The sequence below is a fragment of the Paenarthrobacter sp. NPDC089675 genome, assembly GCF_044749185.1.
Classification (GTDB): Bacteria; Actinomycetota; Actinomycetes; order Actinomycetales; family Micrococcaceae; genus Arthrobacter.
Map to the genome: position 1 here is coordinate 298,967 of NZ_JBIVHM010000005.1, position 18,168 is coordinate 317,134.

At 63.7% G+C, this 18,168-nt stretch carries 20 protein-coding genes; 10 read left to right on the top strand and 10 right to left on the bottom strand.

Going from position 1 to position 18,168, the window contains the following annotated elements; translation table 11 throughout:
- Nucleotides 1-145: 145 nt before the first annotated feature.
- Together ACIPY2_RS13395 and ACIPY2_RS13400 are read right to left on the bottom strand one after the other, a co-directional pair.
- Nucleotides 146-1,657 (bottom strand): SulP family inorganic anion transporter, encoded by a 1,512-nt coding sequence (locus tag ACIPY2_RS13395; protein ID WP_400266866.1) that lies wholly within the window; start codon nucleotides 1,655-1,657, stop codon nucleotides 146-148.
- 6 nt (nucleotides 1,658-1,663) lie between these two features.
- Complete coding sequence (locus tag ACIPY2_RS13400) at nucleotides 1,664-2,770, bottom strand: GTP pyrophosphokinase family protein (protein WP_400266867.1); 1,107 nt, start codon at nucleotides 2,768-2,770, stop codon at nucleotides 1,664-1,666.
- A gap of 109 nt (nucleotides 2,771-2,879) precedes the next feature.
- On the opposite strand from ACIPY2_RS13400, the gene ACIPY2_RS13405 reads away from it, so the two are divergent.
- A complete protein-coding gene (locus tag ACIPY2_RS13405; protein ID WP_400266868.1) occupies nucleotides 2,880-3,701 on the top strand; it encodes an alpha/beta hydrolase in 822 nt (273 codons plus the stop codon).
- 39 nt (nucleotides 3,702-3,740) lie between these two features.
- Nucleotides 3,741-4,670 (top strand): carbohydrate kinase, encoded by a 930-nt coding sequence (locus ACIPY2_RS13410; RefSeq protein WP_400266869.1) that lies wholly within the window; start codon nucleotides 3,741-3,743, stop codon nucleotides 4,668-4,670.
- Nucleotides 4,671-4,673: 3 nt separating this feature from the next.
- On the opposite strand, the gene ACIPY2_RS13415 is transcribed toward ACIPY2_RS13410, so the two are convergent.
- On the bottom strand, nucleotides 4,674-5,726 hold the full coding sequence (locus tag ACIPY2_RS13415; protein ID WP_400266870.1) for a glutathione S-transferase family protein: 1,053 nt from the start codon (nucleotides 5,724-5,726) through the stop codon (nucleotides 4,674-4,676).
- An 81-nt stretch (nucleotides 5,727-5,807) separates the two neighbouring features.
- On the opposite strand from ACIPY2_RS13415, the gene ACIPY2_RS13420 reads away from it, so the two are divergent.
- Nucleotides 5,808-6,617 (top strand): HAD family hydrolase, encoded by an 810-nt coding sequence (locus ACIPY2_RS13420; protein ID WP_400266871.1) that lies wholly within the window; start codon nucleotides 5,808-5,810, stop codon nucleotides 6,615-6,617.
- 7 nt (nucleotides 6,618-6,624) lie between these two features.
- Here the strand turns inward: ACIPY2_RS13420 and ACIPY2_RS13425 are convergent, their stop codons facing one another.
- Both ACIPY2_RS13425 and ACIPY2_RS13430 read right to left on the bottom strand, forming a co-directional pair.
- Complete coding sequence (locus ACIPY2_RS13425; RefSeq protein WP_400266872.1) at nucleotides 6,625-7,221, bottom strand: hypothetical protein; 597 nt, start codon at nucleotides 7,219-7,221, stop codon at nucleotides 6,625-6,627.
- Entirely contained in the window at nucleotides 7,205-8,062 is an 858-nt protein-coding gene (locus ACIPY2_RS13430) for an SDR family oxidoreductase (RefSeq protein ID WP_400266873.1), read from the bottom strand. The genes ACIPY2_RS13425 and ACIPY2_RS13430 overlap by 17 nt, the downstream gene beginning before the upstream one ends.
- A 103-nt stretch (nucleotides 8,063-8,165) precedes the next feature.
- Here ACIPY2_RS13430 and ACIPY2_RS13435 point away from each other — a divergent pair, with 103 nt between their 5' ends.
- The 4 genes from ACIPY2_RS13435 (at nucleotide 8,166) to ACIPY2_RS13450 (ending at nucleotide 10,797) form a co-directional block, all read left to right on the top strand.
- On the top strand, nucleotides 8,166-8,414 hold the full coding sequence (locus tag ACIPY2_RS13435) for a hypothetical protein (RefSeq protein ID WP_400266874.1): 249 nt from the start codon (nucleotides 8,166-8,168) through the stop codon (nucleotides 8,412-8,414).
- A 32-nt stretch (nucleotides 8,415-8,446) separates the two neighbouring features.
- Complete coding sequence (locus tag ACIPY2_RS13440) at nucleotides 8,447-9,226, top strand: glycerophosphodiester phosphodiesterase (protein ID WP_400266875.1); 780 nt, start codon at nucleotides 8,447-8,449, stop codon at nucleotides 9,224-9,226.
- Nucleotides 9,227-9,452: 226 nt separating this feature from the next.
- A complete protein-coding gene (locus tag ACIPY2_RS13445) occupies nucleotides 9,453-9,665 on the top strand; it encodes a hypothetical protein (protein WP_400266876.1) in 213 nt (70 codons plus the stop codon).
- Nucleotides 9,658-10,797, top strand: a complete 1,140-nt coding sequence (locus tag ACIPY2_RS13450; RefSeq protein ID WP_400266877.1) for a Vms1/Ankzf1 family peptidyl-tRNA hydrolase — start codon at nucleotides 9,658-9,660, stop codon at nucleotides 10,795-10,797. The genes ACIPY2_RS13445 and ACIPY2_RS13450 overlap by 8 nt, the downstream gene beginning before the upstream one ends.
- A 72-nt stretch (nucleotides 10,798-10,869) precedes the next feature.
- Here the strand turns inward: ACIPY2_RS13450 and ACIPY2_RS13455 are convergent, their stop codons facing one another.
- On the bottom strand, nucleotides 10,870-12,693 hold the full coding sequence (locus ACIPY2_RS13455; RefSeq protein ID WP_400266878.1) for a glycoside hydrolase family 2 protein: 1,824 nt from the start codon (nucleotides 12,691-12,693) through the stop codon (nucleotides 10,870-10,872).
- A 151-nt stretch (nucleotides 12,694-12,844) separates the two neighbouring features.
- Between ACIPY2_RS13455 and ACIPY2_RS13460 the strand changes: the two genes are divergently transcribed.
- Nucleotides 12,845-13,807 carry a D-2-hydroxyacid dehydrogenase family protein gene (locus ACIPY2_RS13460; RefSeq protein ID WP_400266879.1) on the top strand — a complete coding sequence of 321 codons (963 nt, stop codon included), beginning with the start codon at nucleotides 12,845-12,847 and terminating at the stop codon, nucleotides 13,805-13,807.
- Nucleotides 13,808-13,902: 95 nt separating this feature from the next.
- The gene (locus ACIPY2_RS13465) at nucleotides 13,903-15,045 is read left to right on the top strand and encodes a glycerate kinase (RefSeq protein WP_400266880.1); all 1,143 of its coding nucleotides are present in this window, start codon (nucleotides 13,903-13,905) and stop codon (nucleotides 15,043-15,045) included.
- Nucleotides 15,046-15,048: 3 nt separating this feature from the next.
- On the opposite strand, the gene ACIPY2_RS13470 is transcribed toward ACIPY2_RS13465, so the two are convergent.
- On the bottom strand, nucleotides 15,049-15,285 hold the full coding sequence (locus ACIPY2_RS13470; RefSeq protein WP_400266881.1) for a DUF2630 family protein: 237 nt from the start codon (nucleotides 15,283-15,285) through the stop codon (nucleotides 15,049-15,051).
- An 80-nt stretch (nucleotides 15,286-15,365) separates the two neighbouring features.
- Here ACIPY2_RS13470 and ACIPY2_RS13475 point away from each other — a divergent pair, with 80 nt between their 5' ends.
- The gene (locus ACIPY2_RS13475) at nucleotides 15,366-15,809 is read left to right on the top strand and encodes a YdeI/OmpD-associated family protein (protein ID WP_400266882.1); all 444 of its coding nucleotides are present in this window, start codon (nucleotides 15,366-15,368) and stop codon (nucleotides 15,807-15,809) included.
- A gap of 22 nt (nucleotides 15,810-15,831) precedes the next feature.
- Here ACIPY2_RS13475 and ACIPY2_RS13480 read toward each other — a convergent pair whose 3' ends face one another.
- The 3 genes from ACIPY2_RS13480 to ACIPY2_RS13490 form a co-directional block, all read right to left on the bottom strand.
- Entirely contained in the window at nucleotides 15,832-16,575 is a 744-nt protein-coding gene (locus tag ACIPY2_RS13480; RefSeq protein WP_400266883.1) for an MBL fold metallo-hydrolase, read from the bottom strand.
- Nucleotides 16,576-16,685: 110 nt separating this feature from the next.
- A complete protein-coding gene (locus ACIPY2_RS13485; protein WP_400266884.1) occupies nucleotides 16,686-16,994 on the bottom strand; it encodes a hypothetical protein in 309 nt (102 codons plus the stop codon).
- A gap of 202 nt (nucleotides 16,995-17,196) precedes the next feature.
- Entirely contained in the window at nucleotides 17,197-17,763 is a 567-nt protein-coding gene (locus ACIPY2_RS13490; RefSeq protein ID WP_400266885.1) for a type 1 glutamine amidotransferase domain-containing protein, read from the bottom strand.
- Nucleotides 17,764-18,168: the final 405 nt, after the last annotated feature.

Genomic DNA, 18,168 nt, shown 5'->3' on the forward strand with positions numbered 1-18,168 from the left:
CACACTAAGCCGCTGGCGCGGACGACTTCGTTACTTGCGGCGCGGCGTATATGTCAGACATCCGTCATCCCTTCCCAACTCGGGGACAGCAACTGCTCCACTCAGCCGCCAGTGGGACGTCTGCTGTCCCACAGTTGGGGGTGGGTTAGCCGTTCAGCTTGCCGGCCAGCCGCTCGCGCATCCGAACGCTGGCTTCATTGAGGCCGATGAACTCCACGTCACGCCCATGGTTCCGGTACTTCTCGGTAACCGAATCCAGCACGGAAACCGAAGACGCGTCCCAGATGTGCGAACGGTGAAGATCGATGATGACCCGATCTATGCCTTCCGAGGAATCTTTCGCATAGTCGAATTGCGTGTAGAGGTCATTGGACGAGGCGAAGAAGAGTTCCCCATCCACCGTGTATGTCGCCACGGTCTCACCGTTGAGTTCCATTTCGGTCCGGTCCACGGTGGCGAAGTGTGCCACGCGCCGGGCGAACAGCACGCTCGCTGCCAAAACGCCGACGCCGACCCCCACTGCAAGATTGTGGGTTGCCACCACCGCGGCAACAGTCAGGACCATGACCGCGGTTTCAGACTTGGGTAGTCGCTTCAGCGTGGACGGGCGGATGGGGTGCCAGTCGAAGGTGATCAGCGAAACAAAAATCATCACCGCGACCAAGGCGGCCATGGGGATCATGCCCACGACGTCGCCCAGGACCACCACCAGGATCAACAGGAAAACGCCGGCCAGGAAGGTGGAAAGCCGCGTCCGGGCACCGGAACCCTTGACGTTGATCATGGTTTGCCCGATGACGGCGCAACCGCCCAGGCCACCCAGGAAACCGGTAACGATGTTGGCCACGCCTTGGCCCCAGGAGACCCGTGTCTTGTTGGACCGGGTGTCAGTGATGTCGTCCACCAACTTGGCCGTCATGAGTGATTCCAAGAGCCCCACCAAGGCCATCGACAACGCATATGGCGCAATGATCCGGAACGTCTCCAGGTTCAACGGCACGTTGGGCAGGAAGAAGCCGGGCAGGCTGTCCGGGAGCTCGCCCTTGTCGCTGACCGTGGGCACGTCTATTCCACCCAGCACCGTTACCAGGGTGATGAGCACGATCGCCACGAGGGGAGCCGGCACGGCCTTGGTCAACCGCGGCAGCAGAAACACGATGGCAAGCCCCACAGCAACAATCGGGTAGACCATCCACGGGACGTTGAAGAGCTCCGGCATCTGCGACATGAACACCAGAATGGCCAGCGCATTCACGAATCCGATCATCACTGACCGCGGAACAAAGCGCATGAGTCGCGTGACACCCAACGCTGCCAAGAGGACTTGGAAGACACCGGCGAGGATGATTGTCGCGATCAGGTAGTTGAGGCCGTGCTCCTTCATCACGGGGGCGATCACCAACGCCACGGCACCGGTCGCGGCGGAGATCATTGCCGGACGTCCACCCACCAGGGCGGTGACCACACCCATGGTGAAGGACGCGAACAGGCCGATCCGCGGATCAACCCCGGCAATCACGGAGAACGCGATGGCTTCCGGGATCAAGGCAAGCGCCACCACGAGCCCGGCAAGGGATTCAGTCAATAGGCGGCGGGGCGATCGGAAGGTCGCCCGGAGTGACATGAGCTGCTCGGGGGTGGCTTGCGCGGGGGTCATGGGTCCTTAGAGTGCAGTCTGGCGGTATCGCTCAATCTGCTTAAGGCGCCGCAGGAGGCTGTCGCGCCGCGGGTGCGGAACGACGTCGGGCGCCTCAGCGGTGAGATCAATGTGTTCGGTTCCGTACTGCCACAGCAGGAGGTCATCCAGGAGGCGGTCCGGGCCGGGGGAGTAGCGGTGGTCGAGGGCCTTGCGGACCTCGGTGATCCGGTTGGCACTGAGCAGCCCGGCAAGTTCCACGGTCTTGGTAAGTCCGTGGGCCGCGAGGAGTTCTGCCGCCCATCCCCAGTCGTCATCCACTTTACGGTCAACGTGCGGAAGGAGCGTACGCCAGACGTCACGGACGCGGTTGGGAGTCAGCGGGGATGCGCCTTCGCCCGAGAGGTCCCAGTAACTGCGTACTTCTTCGTAGCGTTCGTGGAGGTCCGCGAAGGCGCTCTCCACGGTTTCCAGCATTGCCGCGGTGGCCGTGAATTGCCTGTCGAACTGGGGGGTCCAGGCCCGGGGGTCATCGGCCTTGAAGCGGATGTCGTGTTCTATTTCGCTCCAGGCATGCGCGAACACCGTACGGATCTGGCATTCGAAGAAGTAACTGCCGTTGGCTGGAAGGTCCGGATTGAAGACCTGCTGGTATTCCTTCACAGTCTCGTTCTGGATGGTCCGCAGGATCAGGTGGCGGCTGGAGTAACCGTAAGTGCCGGATTCGATGGAGCCGATGTCCTTCTCCCGGTCCCCGCGGCAATCGAAGAGCTGGCGCTGGCGCTTGATGATGTTGGCAACAGCGGCATTGTCGGCCGGAAGCTTGGTGATGACACGGATGCCCACCATGTCGTTCAACGTCCGGAATGGGTCTGGAAACTTGAGGACACGCGGGCCGCCGGGTTCCAAAGGATCGTCCGTCCGGGAAATCTTTTCCCGGAAGGATTCCACCGTCTTGGTGCGGCCTGTCACGAACAGCGGCGTCACCTCGGCTTCCTTCAAAATGCCGCGCAAGGTCAGCAGGACATCCCGCGTAATCCGCTTCAAAGCAGGGCGAACCCGCTCATAAAGTTCCACGTTTGCCTGCACGGCCTTTTGCTGTTCAGGGTCCAGCCTGTCCCAGTTGCTTGCCATGCCCCCAGCTTACGGTGCGGGTCTGACAGCGAAGCCGGACACCGCCGTCGAATTGCATCTAGCCAAACCTGCGGATCCTCGCGATAGGCTCGGTACAAAGGAGGGCGCAATGTTGCGGCACAAGTACAGCTACGGCGAACACCCCAGTCAGTGGGGCGAACTCTTCATACCTGAACCAAGCAACGGTAACCATCGCGGTCCTGCGGCGATCGCGGGTGGCGTGGCCGTTGTGATCCATGGCGGATACTGGCGTTCCCAGTACGGCGCCGAGTTGGGCGAGCCGCTTGCGCGGGACCTCGCGGCCCACGGGATCACCGCGTGGAACCTCGAATACCGGCGGGCGGGCAACGGCGGTGGTTGGCCCCACACCTTCGAAGACATTCTCGCCGGGATCGACCACCTTGCCGAGATCGCGGACAAACACGACCTCCAGTTGGGCAAAGTGGTGGCGTTGGGCCACTCGGCGGGTGGCCATCTGGCTGTCTGGGCGGCCGGTCGCGAGCGTCTGTCGTCAATCGGAACGCCCGACGCCGATCGCCAACTCGTGCGCGGACCGGAGTCGAACGCCGTACACCTGACCGGCGTCGTCAGCCAGTCGGGGCTGCTCAACCTGGCGGCCGCGGAGCGCCTGAACCTCAGCAACGGGGCGGTCTGCAACCTGATGGGCGGTGACTCGGCAAGATACCCCAAACGGCATAAGTACGCCGATCCCATGACTTCGCTGCCCCTCGACGTTCCAGTGTTCGCCGTCCATGCCACGGAAGACGAGGACGTTCCGGCCAGCCAGTCCGAGGCATATGTCGCGGCCAGCACCGCGTCGGGCGGTACCGCGCAGCTTCTCCGCGTCCCGGGTGACCACTTCGACCTCATCGACCCCAAAGCCGTGGCCTACAAGAAGTGCCGCGAGCTGGTGCAGCGGCTGCTTTCCTGACCGCTGGTTCAAGCAGGCCGCCTCTGGCAGAGTGGTGCCATGCTGACTGTGATTGGCGAGGCCCTTGTTGACGTTGTCCAGCGACCGAGCGGGATCGAGGCTCACGTTGGCGGGAGCCCGTTGAACGTCGCCGTAGGATTGGCGCGGCTGGATCACCCGGTGCAGTTCCTCGGCAGGTACGGGCAGGACGCGTACGGGGACTCGGTGGGGGCGCACCTCCGGTCGAGTTCGGTGATGGTTCCGATCCCGCCGGACAGCAAGCCAACCAGCGTGGCCACCGCCTTGATCGACGACGACGGCGCCGCCACCTACACGTTCGACCTCGCCTGGGAACTGCCGGGACTCAGCGCGCGGCTGCCGCTCATGCTGCAGGGCGCCACCTTGCTCCACACGGGTTCCATTGCGACAGCACTGGAGCCGGGCGCTGCAGAGGTGCTTGCCGCCGTCGAGCATGCCCACCCGAACAGCACCATCAGTTTCGATCCGAACTGCCGCCCCAGCATCATTACCGATCGGGAATATGCGCGGGAACAGGCCGAACGTTTCGTGGCTTTGGCTGACGTGGTGAAGGCGTCAGACGAGGACCTGGAGTGGCTGTATCCGGGCGTTGATCCGCTGGACTCTGCGCGGCGTTGGCTCTCTTTGGGAGGCACTGAAGGCCCGGCGCTGGTGGTGGTGACCCGCGGCGCAAAAGGGCCCTGGGGTACCACCCGGTCCGGCGAGGCCGAAGTTCCCGCGCCCAAGGTGGACGTGGTGGACACAGTGGGCGCCGGCGATTCATTCATGGCCGGCTTGCTCTCCGCAATCGTGGATCGTGGGCTGGACGGAGCCCAAAATCGCGAAGACCTCCGCGCCATGCCGGCCGAAACCCTCGCCGCGATCATGGATCATGCAGCGCGGGCCGCGGCCGTCACTGTTTCACGCGCAGGGGCCAACCCGCCGTCGAGGTCCGAGCTTAACCACGGCTAGGGGCTAAGCGGCCCCATGCCCCGGAGCAACTTCCTCGCCGGCCTTCACCGGGCCAGGAGGGGTGCCGTCGCCGAAGGGCCTGCCCCCGAGCGCCTCGCGGCCGTGGGGAGTGAGCCAACCTGAGAGGTCCGGGCCGGCAGGGACGATCTGCGTGGGATTAATGTCCTCGTGCACGATGTAGTAGTGCTGCTTGATCTGCACAAAGTCGATCGTGTCCCCGAAGCCGGGGGTCTGGAAGAGGTCCCGGGCGTAGCCCCAAAGAGCAGGCATCTCGTTGAGCTTGTTGCGGTTGCACTTGAAGTGGCCGTGGTAGACGGCGTCGAAGCGGGCCAGCGTGGTGAAGAGCCGGACGTCCGCTTCCGTGATGGTGTCACCCACCAGGAAGCGCTGCTTGGCCAAGCGTTCCTCAAGCCAATCCATCGCCGTCCAGAGCCGTTCGTAAGCGGCGTCATAGGCCTCTTGCGAGCCTGCAAAGCCGCAGCGGTAGACCCCGTTGTTCACCTCGGTGAAGACCCGCTTGTTGACGGCGTTGATTTCCTCGCGAAGGTGTTCCGGGTACAGGTCGGGTGCCCCGGGCCGATGGAAGTCAGTCCATTCCGTGGAGAAGTCCAGCGTGATCTGCGGGAAGTTGTTGGTCACGACTCCGCCGGAGGGAATATCCACGATGGCCGGTACCGTGATGCCGCGGGGGTAGTCGGGGAACCGGCGGAAGAACGCTTCCTGGAGACGCTCGATTCCGAGCACAGGGTCTTTGCCATCAGGATCAAGGTCAAAGGTCCAGGAACGGGCGTCATGGGTGGGGCCGGGTTGCCCGAGGCTGATGGCATCCTCAAGCCCCAGCAACCTGCGGACGATGACGGTGCGGTTGGCCCAAGGACAGGCCCGCGCCGCGATGAGCCGGTATCGTCCGGGTTCCACGGGCCAGCCGGGCTCGCCGTTCGGCCCTTCTGCGCCGGAGCGGGTGATGCGGTCTTCGATGTAGTTGGTGTCACGGTTGAATTCGCCGCCGGTAACGTATGCGCCTTTGGTGCTGTGCTCTTCTTTGGTGTCACTCATGGACCCACACTATGTGGTGCTTACCGGAGCGGGCGAGGAACCAGGCTCCGGGGCCGCTGCCGGCCCACGTAGACTGGCAAGATGCGGCTAGTAGCAAGTGATATTGACGGCACCATCCTGGGTCACGACGGAAAAATCAGCGACAGGACCATCAAAGCGTTCCAGGACTGCCGCGATGCCGGGGTTGAGCTGGTCTTCGTCACCGGGCGCCCGCCGCGCTGGCTCTACCCCTTGCAGGAGCAGCTTGGTCACAGCGGAATCGTGATCTGTTCCAACGGCGCCGTGGTGTGGGACCTGGCCACGGAGAAGCCCATTTCCTCCACTGCCCTGGACATCAAGTCTGTTTTCGAGGCGCGCCGCATCATCAAGTCGATGCGCCCCGATGCCTTGTTCGGCGCGGAGACGCTGCTTGGCTTCCACCTTGAGCCGGGCTTCATCGAGAACGAAACCAGTGAGCTTCTCGCCGAATTCACCCCGGCGCCCCTGGACCAAACGCTCAAGGCAGATGACGCCGTCGTGAAGTTCCTTGCGATTACCCGAAAGGGCACCCCGGACGAATTCCTTGCCGAGGTGCAGCCGGCTGTGGCGCACTTGGTGTCCACCACGCACTCAGCTCCGAAGACCGCCATGCTGGAAATGTCCGTCCCCGGCATCAACAAGGCAGTCACCCTAGCCAAGTACGCGGAGTCGCTCGGTATCGAAGCAGCGGACGTTGTTGCATTCGGGGACATGCCGAACGATATCGAGATGCTCCGCTGGGCCGGCCACGGTTACGCCATGGCGAGCGGTCACCCGGAAGCGATCCTCGCCGCCGGGCAGCAGGCACCCCATTTCGACGACGACGGCGTGGCCCAAATCCTCGAAGCAAAACTCACCGAGCAGCGGGTCTAGCCGGCGCCTAACCGGGGAATCCAGCAGCGGACCCTTTGGCGGTAGCGTTCAAACTCGGCCCCGAATCGAAGCCTGAGATCGGCTTCCTCGAGCGGCCTGACCGCGTAATTCCACACCAGCGAGCCGGCCACTGCGTCCCGTTCCCGTTGGTGGACATGGCAATGGCCGAAGATATGCCCAGGGCGCTGGCAAGCAGCAGCAGGACGACTCCCGGAACAAGGGTGGGCAACGGGAACGGAACGGCCAGGGCCCAGCGCTTTTCCAGGGCGAAAAGGACCAGCGGGATTACTCCCAGGAACAGGCCCCAGAAAACGACCAGCTGCATGAACGTGGTGAGTACGTGCCCTGATGTGGGCCGCTGGGCAGCGGGCCGGAACGCGAATGGACCTCGCAGAACCCACTCGGTAGGTATTCGGCCCAGGAGAACCAGGCAAAGAGCGGCCACCGAGCAGGCCGAAGCCGCCGTCATCGCGATGACTCCCCAGCCAGCCTGCGTGGTGATGGTGGCGAAGACAGCCAAAGCCAGCGTGACGAGTCCGGTCCAGACCGTGGCCACCACGGCTGCAGAACGGAACCCGAACGCAGCCTCATGGGTGGCGAACACCCTCCCCGGCCAGGATCGCGCGGTAGCCTTCGCGGTACGTCGGGTAGGTGAACTCGAAGCCCGTGGACCGGAGCCGCCGGTTCGAACAGCGTTTGTCGCCCGCACCGCCGTCGGACGCCGGCCCGACGGGCGGTTCCGGAAGCTTCAGCTCTTTCGCGAGGAAGCGCAGGACGTCGCCGTATTCGGCAGCGTCGTCGTCCACCCCGAGGTACACGGCTTCGGGCTGTTGCTCCATGAGCGCGAGGTGCACGATCATGGCTGCGGCGTCGTCCCTGTGGATGCGGTTGGTGTGTTTGGGCTGGGCAGGAATCGTGGCCTTGCCGCTACGCACCTGGTCGATCAGGCGGGTGCGCCCGGGGCCGTAGATGCCGCCGAGGCGAAGGACGCTCGCCTCGGACTGCCCTGCGCGGGCGAACAGCAATTCTTCCGCCTCCAGCAGTACTTTCCCGCTGAACCGCGTGGGTACGGTGGGCGTGTCTTCGTCAACCACTGCACCGGCTGCATCCGGATACACGGCCGTGGACGAGACAAAGAGGATGCGCCCCGGCTGGATCGACTGCCGGTCCAGCGCGTCCAGCACGTTCTTCACGCCGTTCAGGTACGCCGCGCGGTACGCCTCTTCCGTGGAGGCATCCGCCGCGACAGCCACGACCACAGTGTCCACATCCGCAGGCAACTCCGGGACATGCACGGAGAGGTCCGCGCGGATGCCCTGGATCTCTGCCGGGAGCTTTTCGGGGGAGCGGCGCAAGCCCACCACGTGGTGCCCTGACGCCGCGAACCGCAGCCCCGCCTCAGTCCCCAGGTCACCGCAGCCGGCAATCAACACAGTCATTCCCATAGTTTGCCAGCAGTCACCAACTTCCCAGTTTTCATACAACCGCCGTTCAACTTGCAACCGTAGGCTTCAGGCCAAGGACCGTTCGGATTTTGCAGGGGGCATCATGGCCAAGCGTCGGATCAACGACTTCTCTTCCGTACCGGTTCGCCGTGTCGAGCCGGACCACCACTGGCGCTCACTCCGCCGCGGTGACCGCGTCAGCGTGACGCTGAATCCGGGATTCGCAGAGCACGGCGTGGTGGACGACGTCACCGGTGATGCCACGGCCGTTTGGGTGGAGCTCGACGGCGGTCGCGGCCGGACGCTTGTGCACGTCAGCGACGGCGTGGCGATCGTCCCGCGCGAGGGCTGAATGCCTGCGGGCGCCTCAGCTACGCTACGGGTGTGACGCTGCCCTATTTCCTGCGCAAGGACGGTTCTTCCGGTCCGCTGGCTTTCGCCCACCGGGGCTTCTCCTTGGATGGTTTGGAGAACTCGATGGCAGCGTTCCGTGCTGCCATCGAGTTGGGGACTGTGCACCTTGAGACGGACGTCCACACAACAAGGGACGGCGTCGTCTTGGTCTTCCACGATGAGTCACTGGATCGTGTTACCGATTCCACCGGGCGCGTCGCGGAATTGGCGGCAAACGAGGTGGCCAAAGCGCGGATCGGAGGCCGGGAACCCGTACCCACCTTCGACGAGCTCGTCACGTCCTTCCCGGAGGCCCGGCTAAACCTCGACGTGAAGGACTGGAACTCCGTGGGCCCGCTGGCCGCAGCCATCGAAAAACATGGAATCCATCGCCGTGTACTGGTCACGAGCTTCTCGGACAGGCGTCGTCGGGCTGTCCTGTCCAAGCTCTCGGGCCGCGTCGCGTCCTCCGCAGGCAGCTCCTTGACTGCGCTGTTTGTCCTGTTGGGCCCTGTCCTCCCCGCTGCCTTGGCAAACAAACTGCTTGCCGGCGTCGACGTTTTCCAGGTCCCGGTCCGCTACGGCCGCTTGCCTGTGGTGACCCCTGGGTTCATCAGGCGCGCACACCGCCTGGACAAGCAAGTGCACGTGTGGACCATCAACGAGCCCGCTGAAATGGAACGGCTCCTGGACCTTGGCGTGGACGGCATTGTCTCGGACCGGCTGGACCTGCTCAAAGAAGTGCTGATCCGCCGGCATCAGTGGGTCTGATGCCACAACGAGAAGAGAACTTCAGCGATTAAATAATCAGTACCCTTTCTATTTCCCCCTCATCCGGGCTAGGGTCGAAAGTGTCCGGATAATCTTCGCCGGCAGCAGCGTCCGTACCTGCCTCCGGCAAAGAAGGCGAGCGGCGAGGACAGCACCTTTTTCAAGCTCGTCAACCGCTGACCGCCCATTGATCCAAGGGCACATCGAAGTAAAAAGGAGGAGCATTGTGGCTGAACGAGGAAACACCAAGCACGGCTCGGAACTGGACGACCAGATGAAGCACGAGACCGAAGGAATCGTCAGGGGAACCAAACCCCCGCATGTCGAAGAAGGCCGGGAAACTGAACCGTTCCCCGATGAAACAGACCCTCAGGAAGTGCTGGACGCACTGAATCCGGAAACCGGCAACGGCGACGCCGGGGGTGGGCCTGATGACTGACAGCTTGTCCAAGTACTCCGGGCTCTACCGGCAGGACGGGCCTTGGTGCGTGGCCTATGTCGACGCGAGCACGGGCACCGTTGACGGTCTGGAAAACGCGGACGTGCAGCCGGACAACGTTCGGAATACCTTGGAGGGTCTGGGTGCCTCGAAGGAGGACCTCACAGCCATCGAGGGAGCGATCCAACCTGCCAAAGGTCAGCCATCGCCGGTCAGCCGGTTTGTCCTGGTGCGCCAAGGTGAAGTGGTGATCAACGAGGTCCTTCCAGGCGCGTTGGTTGTTCCGGAGCGGGTTTCCAAAGACGACGTCCCGGACCTCCTGCCCTTGCTGAAGCACCATCCTGACGGCTTCGCTTACGTGGTTGTGGAGGCCAGCCGTGACGAGGGCGAGATCCGCCTGTACAGGGCCGGCGCGCCCGGCGTCGAGGCCAGCCAGCACGTGCAGGGCGACGATGACTCGATCAAGAAGGTCCCCGTCGGCGGATGGTCGCAAGGCAGGTACCAGCGGCACACAGAGGAAGTCTGGCGCCGCAACGCGGACCAGGTGGCTGAGGAAGTCGACAAGCTGGTGCGGGAACGGCAAGCGAAGCTGGTGATCTTGTCCGGTGATATCCGGGCCCGCCAGTTGGTTGCAGATCAGCTGTCCGAGGCTGCCAAAGCGGTTCTTTCCACCATTGACTCGCACACCCTCGCCCCCGGATCGGACCGCGAAAAGTTCGATGACGAGGTCAACTCCCTGGTCGCCCGGCAGTGGGCGGAGGAGCAGCGGCGACTCATGGACAGGCTGGCTGAGCAGGAAGGGCAGGCCAACTCTTTGTCCGCCACAGGACCCGGCGCAGTGGTCCACGCGCTGCAGCAGGCTCAGGTTGACGACCTGGTCCTCGACGACGGAGCGCTCGCCGACCACACCCTGCTGGCCCTAAGCGCCGAGCCGTGGGTGGCAACGACCGAGGGCGAATACCTGGGGGCCGATGTGGTAGCCAAAGTCTCCGCTCCGGCAGCATTGCTTCGTGCCGCGGCCCTGACTGATGCACGGGTCCAGTTGGTTCCATCAGGCGCCCTGCCCGACGGCGTTCAGGTGGCGGCCCTGCTTCGCTGGCCCACAGGTCCGGAAGTGCCTGCGGAGGCCTAGTGGCAACCAAGGCGGGATGCCCGACGCCGGCGCGTGCCGCCGTCGGGCATCTGACTGTCAGGAATCGGCGGGTTATTCGCGCTCGACGGCTGCTTGCCGTTGCTGGACGGCCCGGATCCTATCGAGATCGAACTTACCGCCGCGGTCGAAATTGAAGATGCCGTTCTTCTCCTGGAACACGTCCGTCAGCTGCGTGTAGCAGTAACCGAACATGTCCGGGTTATCCAGCAGGACGCTGCAGAGGCCCTCGAAGCGCGCGTAAAACTCTTCCTCGCTCGCCACGCGCTGGCCGTAGCCCCACGAACTTTCGACGTCGGTGCCGGCGGCTTCCGCTGCCTGGCGGGCCTCGGCCTCATTCCACCAGATGCCGCCGAACTCGGAGACGAAGAATGGCTGTCCGTTATAGGGGACTGAGTAGTCTTCGCCGTCGTGGGCGCGGTTCAGGAATGGTTTGCCCTCGGCAAGGCCTTCCTGTTCCAGCCGGAACTTGTCCGGATCCTGTTCATAGGAGTGGGAGTCGTAGATATCCGTATCCCGGACCCGGTGGGAGTAGCCCGAGGCATCGATCACCGGTCGCGTGGGGTCGGCGAGCTTGGTAGCCAGGAACATGGCCTGGGTGACATCGTCCAGGACGGTGATCCGGTCGTGGAGGTGCTGGTGGGTCTCGTTGAGCGGGCACCAGCCGATGATGCTGGGGTGGTTGTAATCGCGTTGGAGGACTTCCAGCCACTGCGCCACGAAGCTGGCCGTGGGCTGCTGGTTGTGGCCGATAGTTCCGCCGCCGGAGACGCCCCAATCCCCGAACTCGCTCCAGACCAGGTAACCGAGCCGGTCTGCGTGGTAAAGGAAGCGCTCCTCGAAGACCTTCTGGTGCAGGCGGGCACCGTTGAAGCCCGCCTGCATGGACAGCTCGATGTCCTTGACCAGCGCGGCATCGTCCGGGGAGGTCATGAGCGATTCGGGCCAATAGCCCTGGTCGAGGACGAGGCGTTGGAACACCGCCTTCCCGTTGATGCGGACCACCTTGCCGTCCAGGGCGACGGAGCGGATCGCGGCGTAGCTCTTGACCTCGTCCACGATCCGGCCGCTTGGATCCTTGATGCTGACGCGCAGGTCGTACAGGAAAGGATCTTCCGGGGACCACGGCCGGAGGCGATCCTCGGGGATGCTAAGCCGGACAGACGGGGCGAGATCAAGGTCCGCGCTGGTTTTGGACTCGGACACAGTGCCCTCTCCGCTGCTGAGTGTGGCGGCAACCGTGTGTCCTTTCCTGTTCCGGGAAACCGGCACTTCGACGGTCAGGCTGGCGTCTGCGAGGTTCGGCGTGATGCGGAGGCGTTTGATGTGGATATCCGGCACGGCCTCCAACCACACGGTCTGCCAGATTCCGGTGGTGCGCGTGTATTGGCAGTGCGTGTTGTTGTACCAAGTGGCCTGCTTGCCGCGCGCCTGCATGTCATGGCGGGAATCGCGTGCGCGCACAACAATCACGGCTTCGGCACCCGGTTCTGCAACGTCGCTGAGGTCCGCCGTAAAGGGAGTGAAGCCGCCCCGGTGGCGGGCAACTTCCACGCCGTTCACCCACACGGTGGCGTCGTGGTCGACCGCCCCGAAGTGGAGGAGGGTTTTGAGGCCGGCCCACTCCGGCGGGATGGTGACCGCTTTCCGGTACCAAACCGCTTCCATGAAATCGACGTGCTCCACCCCCGAAATCGCCGACTCCGGCGCAAAGGGGACCAGGATGTCGCGGCTGAGTTCGCGCGTACGCAAGCCACGCTCCAAGCCGGAATCCCCGGCGTCGATCTCGAAGCCCCACGTGCCGTTGAGGTTCAGCCACGTATCGCGGACGAGTTGCGGGCGCGGGTGCTCTGGCTTGGGAATGTCAGTGTGGGTCAAGGCAACTCCTTCGATGGCGCAAAGATTCGTCTTTACAACGTTAGAATCTTTGGCTGCAGGATGCGAGGGATTGCCGGATTCGGTCCATCAATGCCACGTGACGTGAGAGGCTGGAACCACGCGTCCAGCCTGCGAGCCAAGGGAGATTCACGTGACCCAATACCGTTTGGCCATCCTTGATGACTATCAGCAGGTCTCCGGTGACTACGCGCCGTGGGAGTCACTGCTGGACGACGACGTGAAAGTTACGGTGTTCAGTGCGCCTTTCGTTTCGGAAGAGCAAGCCGTGGCGGCGTTGGGCTCATTCGACATCATCGTTGCCATGCGGGAGCGAACCCGCTTCCCTCGCCGCGTCCTTGATTCGCTCACCAACCTCAAACTGCTGGTCACCACCGGAATGGCCAACGCAGCCATAGACATGGAGGCCGCTTCCGAGCGTGACATTGTTGTCTGCGGGACGGCCGGCTCTCCGGCTGCGGCGCCCGAATTGGCGTGGGCTCTTTTGCTCGCCTTCGCCCGCAACCTGGTTGTGGAGGAGAACTCGCTGCGGGCCGGCAACTGGCAGTCCGCCGTCGGGTTTGAACTGGAGGGTAAAACGCTCGGAATCGTGGGCCTGGGCAAAATCGGTTCGCGCATGGCGCGTTACGCGCAGGCCTTCGGAATGGATGTCCTCGCTTGGAGCCAGAACCTCACGGCTGAGGCGGCCTCGGCCGCCGGAGCGCGGAAGGTCACCAAGGAGGAGCTGTTCAGGGAGTCCGACGTCGTCACTCTCCACTTGCGCCTCTCGGATCGGACAAGGGGAATTGTGGGAGCGCATGAACTGCAACTCCTCGGCCCTGAAGGCTTGTTGGTCAACACCGCCCGCGGTCCGCTGGTGGACGAAGCCGCGCTGGGCCGGGCCTTGGAAGAAGGCTGGATTCGTGGGGCGGCCCTTGACGTCTACGACGAAGAGCCACTGCCCGCCGGACACGCCCTATTGCATTCTCCGCGGACCGTACTCGCACCGCACATCGGCTACGTCACGCATGAAAGTTACCGGCAGTTCTACGGCGGAGCGTTCGAGGACGTGAAAGCCTGGTTGGCCGGTTCGCCTGTGCGGGTGCTCAACGGCTGAATCCGGCGCCGCGGCGCGCGAAGAAATACCCGCAAATGCTTCGAACATTACGTTCGGGCAAGCGCTTTCCGGGGCGGGCTGGCATGATATATCTCATGCGTATCCTCATTGCCCCTGACAAGTTCAAGGGATCACTGACCGCCGCCGAAGCCGCGTCAGCCATGGCCGAAGGTGCACTCCGCGTTTACCCGGACGCTGTAACCACCCAGTTTCCCGTAGCAGATGGCGGGGAAGGCACCCTCGACGCCGCCATCGCAGCGGGCTACGAGGAACGGAACAACGCAGTTGTGGGCCCCATCCTTAAGCCTGTTGGTGCTTCCTGGGCCATCCGGAAGAATTCCTTTGGCGGAGCTACAGCCGTCATCGAAACGGCCCAAGCATCCGGCCTTGCCCACATGGAGCCTACGCCGGAGAATTCCTTGCGCGCCCACAGCTATGGTTGTGGCCAGCTCATCGCAGCGGCGTTGGATGCTGGTGCCACCGAGATTGTGCTGGGCCTCGGCGGCTCCGCGATGACCGACGGCGGCAGCGGAGCGCTGCGTGCCTTGGGATTGAAGCCCCTCGACGCTTCGGGAAACGTGGCGCCGCTCGGCGGAGGCTCCCTTGCCGACGTTGTTGCCCTGGATGTCTCCGAGCTGGATCCGCGTCTCTCCGGCGTGAAGTTCCGCATCGCCGTCGACGTCCAAAACCCGCTCTACGGCACCGAGGGGGCCGCCCACGTCTTCGGCCCCCAGAAGGGCGCCGACGAGGACGCCGTTGAAAAGCTCGACGCCGGTCTCCGCAACTGGGCATCGCTCCTTCGGGAAGCTACAGGCCGTGACGTGAACGTTCCGGGAGCCGGAGCGGCAGGCGGGTTCCCGGCGTCGTTCCTGGCTTTCACCGACGCCGCGCTCGAAGGCGGGTTTGCGCTGGTGGCCGGACTCACCGGACTCGCCAAGCACCTGGGTGAGGCCGACCTTGTGATCACCGGCGAAGGCTCCATGGACGAGCAGTCACTCACGGGCAAGGCGCCCATCGCGCTGGCGGACGCAGCGAGCGTCCATGGCATCCCCGTGGTGGCTGTTGCAGGGCGGATTACCGTGACGCCGGAAGACCTGGCGAAGCATGGGATCGTTGCCGCCGCCCAGTTGCTGGACGTCGCCCAGCGTAAAGACGGCGTCCCGGACATCGCCGACGCCGTGGCCAACGCCGGAAAGTACGTGGCCTGGGCAACCAGTCAGGTCCTTGAAGGGGCGTAGCTCCTACTGCCGGTAACCCTCGACTTCGCTGATGGGACGGGCCTCGGCGTCGTCCGGGTTTTCGCCGGCGTCGCGTTTGGCACGGCGCTGGCGGAGAAGATCCCAGCACTGATCCAGTTGCGCCTCAAGCTGGGCGAGCCTGGCGCGGTTATCGTCGCCGTCTTCCTCGGAGGCCTCGCGCAGGCGGTGTTCCTCGTCCACCAGCGACTGGATCCGTTCCAGCAGGTCCTGGTTGTCCATTGATCTCTCCTTGCTTGGGTTGGGCGTTATCTTCGAACGTAGTCGTGCCCACAGCGTGCGTCTACCGGCATACTTGGCACATGGAATTCACCACCACCATCGTTGGCGATGGAAACAAGGCCGGGATTGAGGTTCCCGAGGAAATTGTCGAGGCGCTCGGCGCGGGCAAGCGGCCGCCGGTGGTCGTGACGATGAACGGCCGGAGTTACCGCAGCAGCATCGCGGTGATGGGCGGAAAATACATGGTGGGGGTGAGCTCGGCGAACAGGGAGCTGACAGGCGTTTCGGCCGGTGACACCCTGGAAGTGGGGCTGGAAGTGGATACGCAGCCGCGCGTCGTCGAAATTCCGGAGGATCTTGCCGCCGCACTCGAGGATGAGCCGGAGGCCAAAGCGTTCTACGGGACGTTGAACTACAGCGCGCAGCGGCGATACGTTGAGCCCCTCGGGGACGCCAAGACGCCGGAAACCAGGGCCCGCCGCGTTGCCAAGGTGGTCTCCGATTTGAAGGCCGGAAAGAAGTAGTTGCCGCATTCGTGATCCGATCCTAGGCCGGCCCGTTGGCGCGGGCGATGGACACGGCCGTTTCGATCCCGCCCGTCCAAGGTTCTCCGTGCCCGGGAAGTACCAGTTGCGCGCCGGTTCGGGCCAATTGCTTGAGGGAGGCCAGATTCAGCGCACTGTTAGCCGTTGCTGCTCCGGCAACGATCCGGGGGCCCTTGTTTTGGGTGTACGGATCCAGGGTCACCAAGGCGTCGCCGCTGAACAGGATGCTCCGCTCGCGCAGGAACAGGGCGCAGTGGCCACTCGTGTGGCCCGGCGAGTAGACGATCTCCGGGCTTCCGGGGACCGGCAGGGCACCCGTTCCGGGGAAGTGCCGCACGTCCCGGATTCCGGGCACCTTGAACGCGCCGGCCTTCCCCATGGAGGCCAGCACGGGAAGACCCCGCGGGTGTGTAAGGGCGAAGACGAAGCGTGAGCGCTCGTGCCGGTAGCGGTAGGGATGCTCGGCTATATAGGCATCTTCCGCGTGGACCCAAACCGGAATCCCCAATTCCTGATGCAACCGTCTGGCCAGGCCCAGATGGTCGAAGTGTGCGTGGGTCAGGACGAGCGCCCGGATATCCCGCAGCTCGAAGCCTTGGCCCTGGAGCGCACGTTCCAAAGGGGTCCACATGGCAGGCAGCCCCGAATCCACGAGCGTGAGGCCTTCGCGACCCTCGACGACGTAGAAATTGACGTAGGCGTCCGAGAAGCGGTGGACGCCGTCGGCGACTTCGGTCATGGTCATGGTGCTCCTCCTTTGGTTCCGTGAGAACTGCCGGGTGCACCACTACCATAAGCATGCTTACTATTTCGGGACAAGGGCGGCGAGGGCCCCCGATACAACCTTTGAGGTGGTCAGGCCGCGGCCGTTGTCAATCGACGACGGGAGGGCAATGCAGTCACGTTGCCTGCTTCCGGGTTCAGGCGAACAGGAACTTCATAGAGCTCCGCGTAAATCTGCAACTCGTCCAGGGCGTCGGCATCGACGGTGGCCTGTGAAAGGTCCATCTCAACGTCCAGCCCGCCGCCGAGGCTCTTGGTGCGCTGAACCACGGGGTAGAGGCCCTGGAGGCTCGAGGTTGTCACGTGACCGGTTGCTGCAATCTGGATCTGTTCGCCGTCAACGTCGACTCGAACAACTACGGAGAGCTTCTCGCTGGTCAATTTGTTGCCTTTCATCAGGTTGCTGCCACGCTGCAGCGTCCCCCAGCCTAGGCATCGAATGTGAGCTACGCAACATTACGACGGTGTAATTTTCCGGGGTTGTCTTTTTGGTGACGTGGCTGGGCGTGGCGAGTGCCGCCGTCGTGCTTCTTGTGAAAGTACGACGGCGGCACTCGCCGTATGTGGGTGGCGCGGGTAAGCGCTAAGCTGTTTGGCCGGCGTGCTGGCCCTCGGAGATTTCCTCCACGAGCTTGCTGTTGAAGGCCGGGAGATCGTCCGGATTGCGGCTTGTTACGAGGCCTTGGTCGACGACGACTTCCTCGTCGCTCCAGTTGGCGCCGGCGTTCCGGAGGTCCGTCTGGAGCGTGTGGTACGAGGTGACGTTGCGTCCCTTGATGACGCCCGCTTCGATCAGGATCCACGGCCCATGGCAGATCGAGGCCACTGGCTTGTGCTGTTCGAAGAAGGCCCGGGTGAAGTTCTGGGCGTCCTTGTCGACGCGGAGGCGGTCGGCGTTGACGACGCCGCCCGGGAGTACCAGTGCGTCGAAGTCCGAGGCGTTGGCGTCGGCCACTGCGAGGTCGACGTCGAACGTGTCACCCTTGTCCACGCCGTTGAAACCCTGGAGCTTGCCCTTTTCGGGGGCAATGAGGGTGGGCTCGCCTCCTGCGTCCTTGACTGCCTGCCAAGGGCTGGTCAGCTCCACCTGCTCCACGCCGTCCGTCAACAGGAAGGCGACCTTCTTGCCTGCGATGCTCTGTTCTGACATTGTTCCTCCTCCTGTATGCTGCTTGGCTTTGGGGCGTTTGTTGCCCTGCGCCTGGCGGGCTTTTGGCCTGCCGCTGCTGCGAGAGTTGTTTCTCTGACCTGATCCAGCCTAGGGAAAGAGGAGTTAGTAAGCAAGCTGACTATTTTTTCTGTGAATTGCTAGCCGGGTGGGATATTGGCGATGCAGGGAAGCGGTTGAGACAAGTAGGCTGAACAGAGATTCACGAGATTCATAAGGATTCACAGGACCAGGGCTCCTGACGATATTCACGGGCGCTCGGGGCCGCGGACGTGCAGCATTTCATCCGCGAAGGTTTGCCCATCGGACTGATCTTTGCCGGACTTCCCGCAGCCGTCTCTGACCTGCTCAACGAAGGTGTGGCGACATTTTCGCTATTCCAGGGCT

What these genes read in the sequence shown, in the direction of transcription:
- ACIPY2_RS13410 (WP_400266869.1), top strand. Translation starts at nt 3,741, where the DNA reads ATGCTGACTGTGATTGGCGAGGCCCTTGTTGACGTTGTCCAGCGACCG.
- ACIPY2_RS13470 (WP_400266881.1), bottom strand. Translation starts at nt 15,285, where the DNA reads ATGGACAACCAGGACCTGCTGGAACGGATCCAGTCGCTGGTGGACGAG.
- ACIPY2_RS13420 (WP_400266871.1), top strand. Translation starts at nt 5,808, where the DNA reads ATGCGGCTAGTAGCAAGTGATATTGACGGCACCATCCTGGGTCACGAC.
- ACIPY2_RS13475 (WP_400266882.1), top strand. Translation starts at nt 15,366, where the DNA reads ATGGAATTCACCACCACCATCGTTGGCGATGGAAACAAGGCCGGGATT.
- ACIPY2_RS13465 (WP_400266880.1), top strand. Translation starts at nt 13,903, where the DNA reads ATGCGTATCCTCATTGCCCCTGACAAGTTCAAGGGATCACTGACCGCC.
- ACIPY2_RS13430 (WP_400266873.1), bottom strand. Translation starts at nt 8,062, where the DNA reads ATGGGAATGACTGTGTTGATTGCCGGCTGCGGTGACCTGGGGACTGAG.
- ACIPY2_RS13395 (WP_400266866.1), bottom strand. Translation starts at nt 1,657, where the DNA reads ATGACCCCCGCGCAAGCCACCCCCGAGCAGCTCATGTCACTCCGGGCG.
- ACIPY2_RS13400 (WP_400266867.1), bottom strand. Translation starts at nt 2,770, where the DNA reads ATGGCAAGCAACTGGGACAGGCTGGACCCTGAACAGCAAAAGGCCGTG.
- ACIPY2_RS13435 (WP_400266874.1), top strand. Translation starts at nt 8,166, where the DNA reads ATGGCCAAGCGTCGGATCAACGACTTCTCTTCCGTACCGGTTCGCCGT.
- ACIPY2_RS13450 (WP_400266877.1), top strand. Translation starts at nt 9,658, where the DNA reads ATGACTGACAGCTTGTCCAAGTACTCCGGGCTCTACCGGCAGGACGGG.
- ACIPY2_RS13405 (WP_400266868.1), top strand. Translation starts at nt 2,880, where the DNA reads ATGTTGCGGCACAAGTACAGCTACGGCGAACACCCCAGTCAGTGGGGC.
- ACIPY2_RS13480 (WP_400266883.1), bottom strand. Translation starts at nt 16,575, where the DNA reads ATGACCATGACCGAAGTCGCCGACGGCGTCCACCGCTTCTCGGACGCC.
- ACIPY2_RS13415 (WP_400266870.1), bottom strand. Translation starts at nt 5,726, where the DNA reads ATGAGTGACACCAAAGAAGAGCACAGCACCAAAGGCGCATACGTTACC.
- ACIPY2_RS13490 (WP_400266885.1), bottom strand. Translation starts at nt 17,763, where the DNA reads ATGTCAGAACAGAGCATCGCAGGCAAGAAGGTCGCCTTCCTGTTGACG.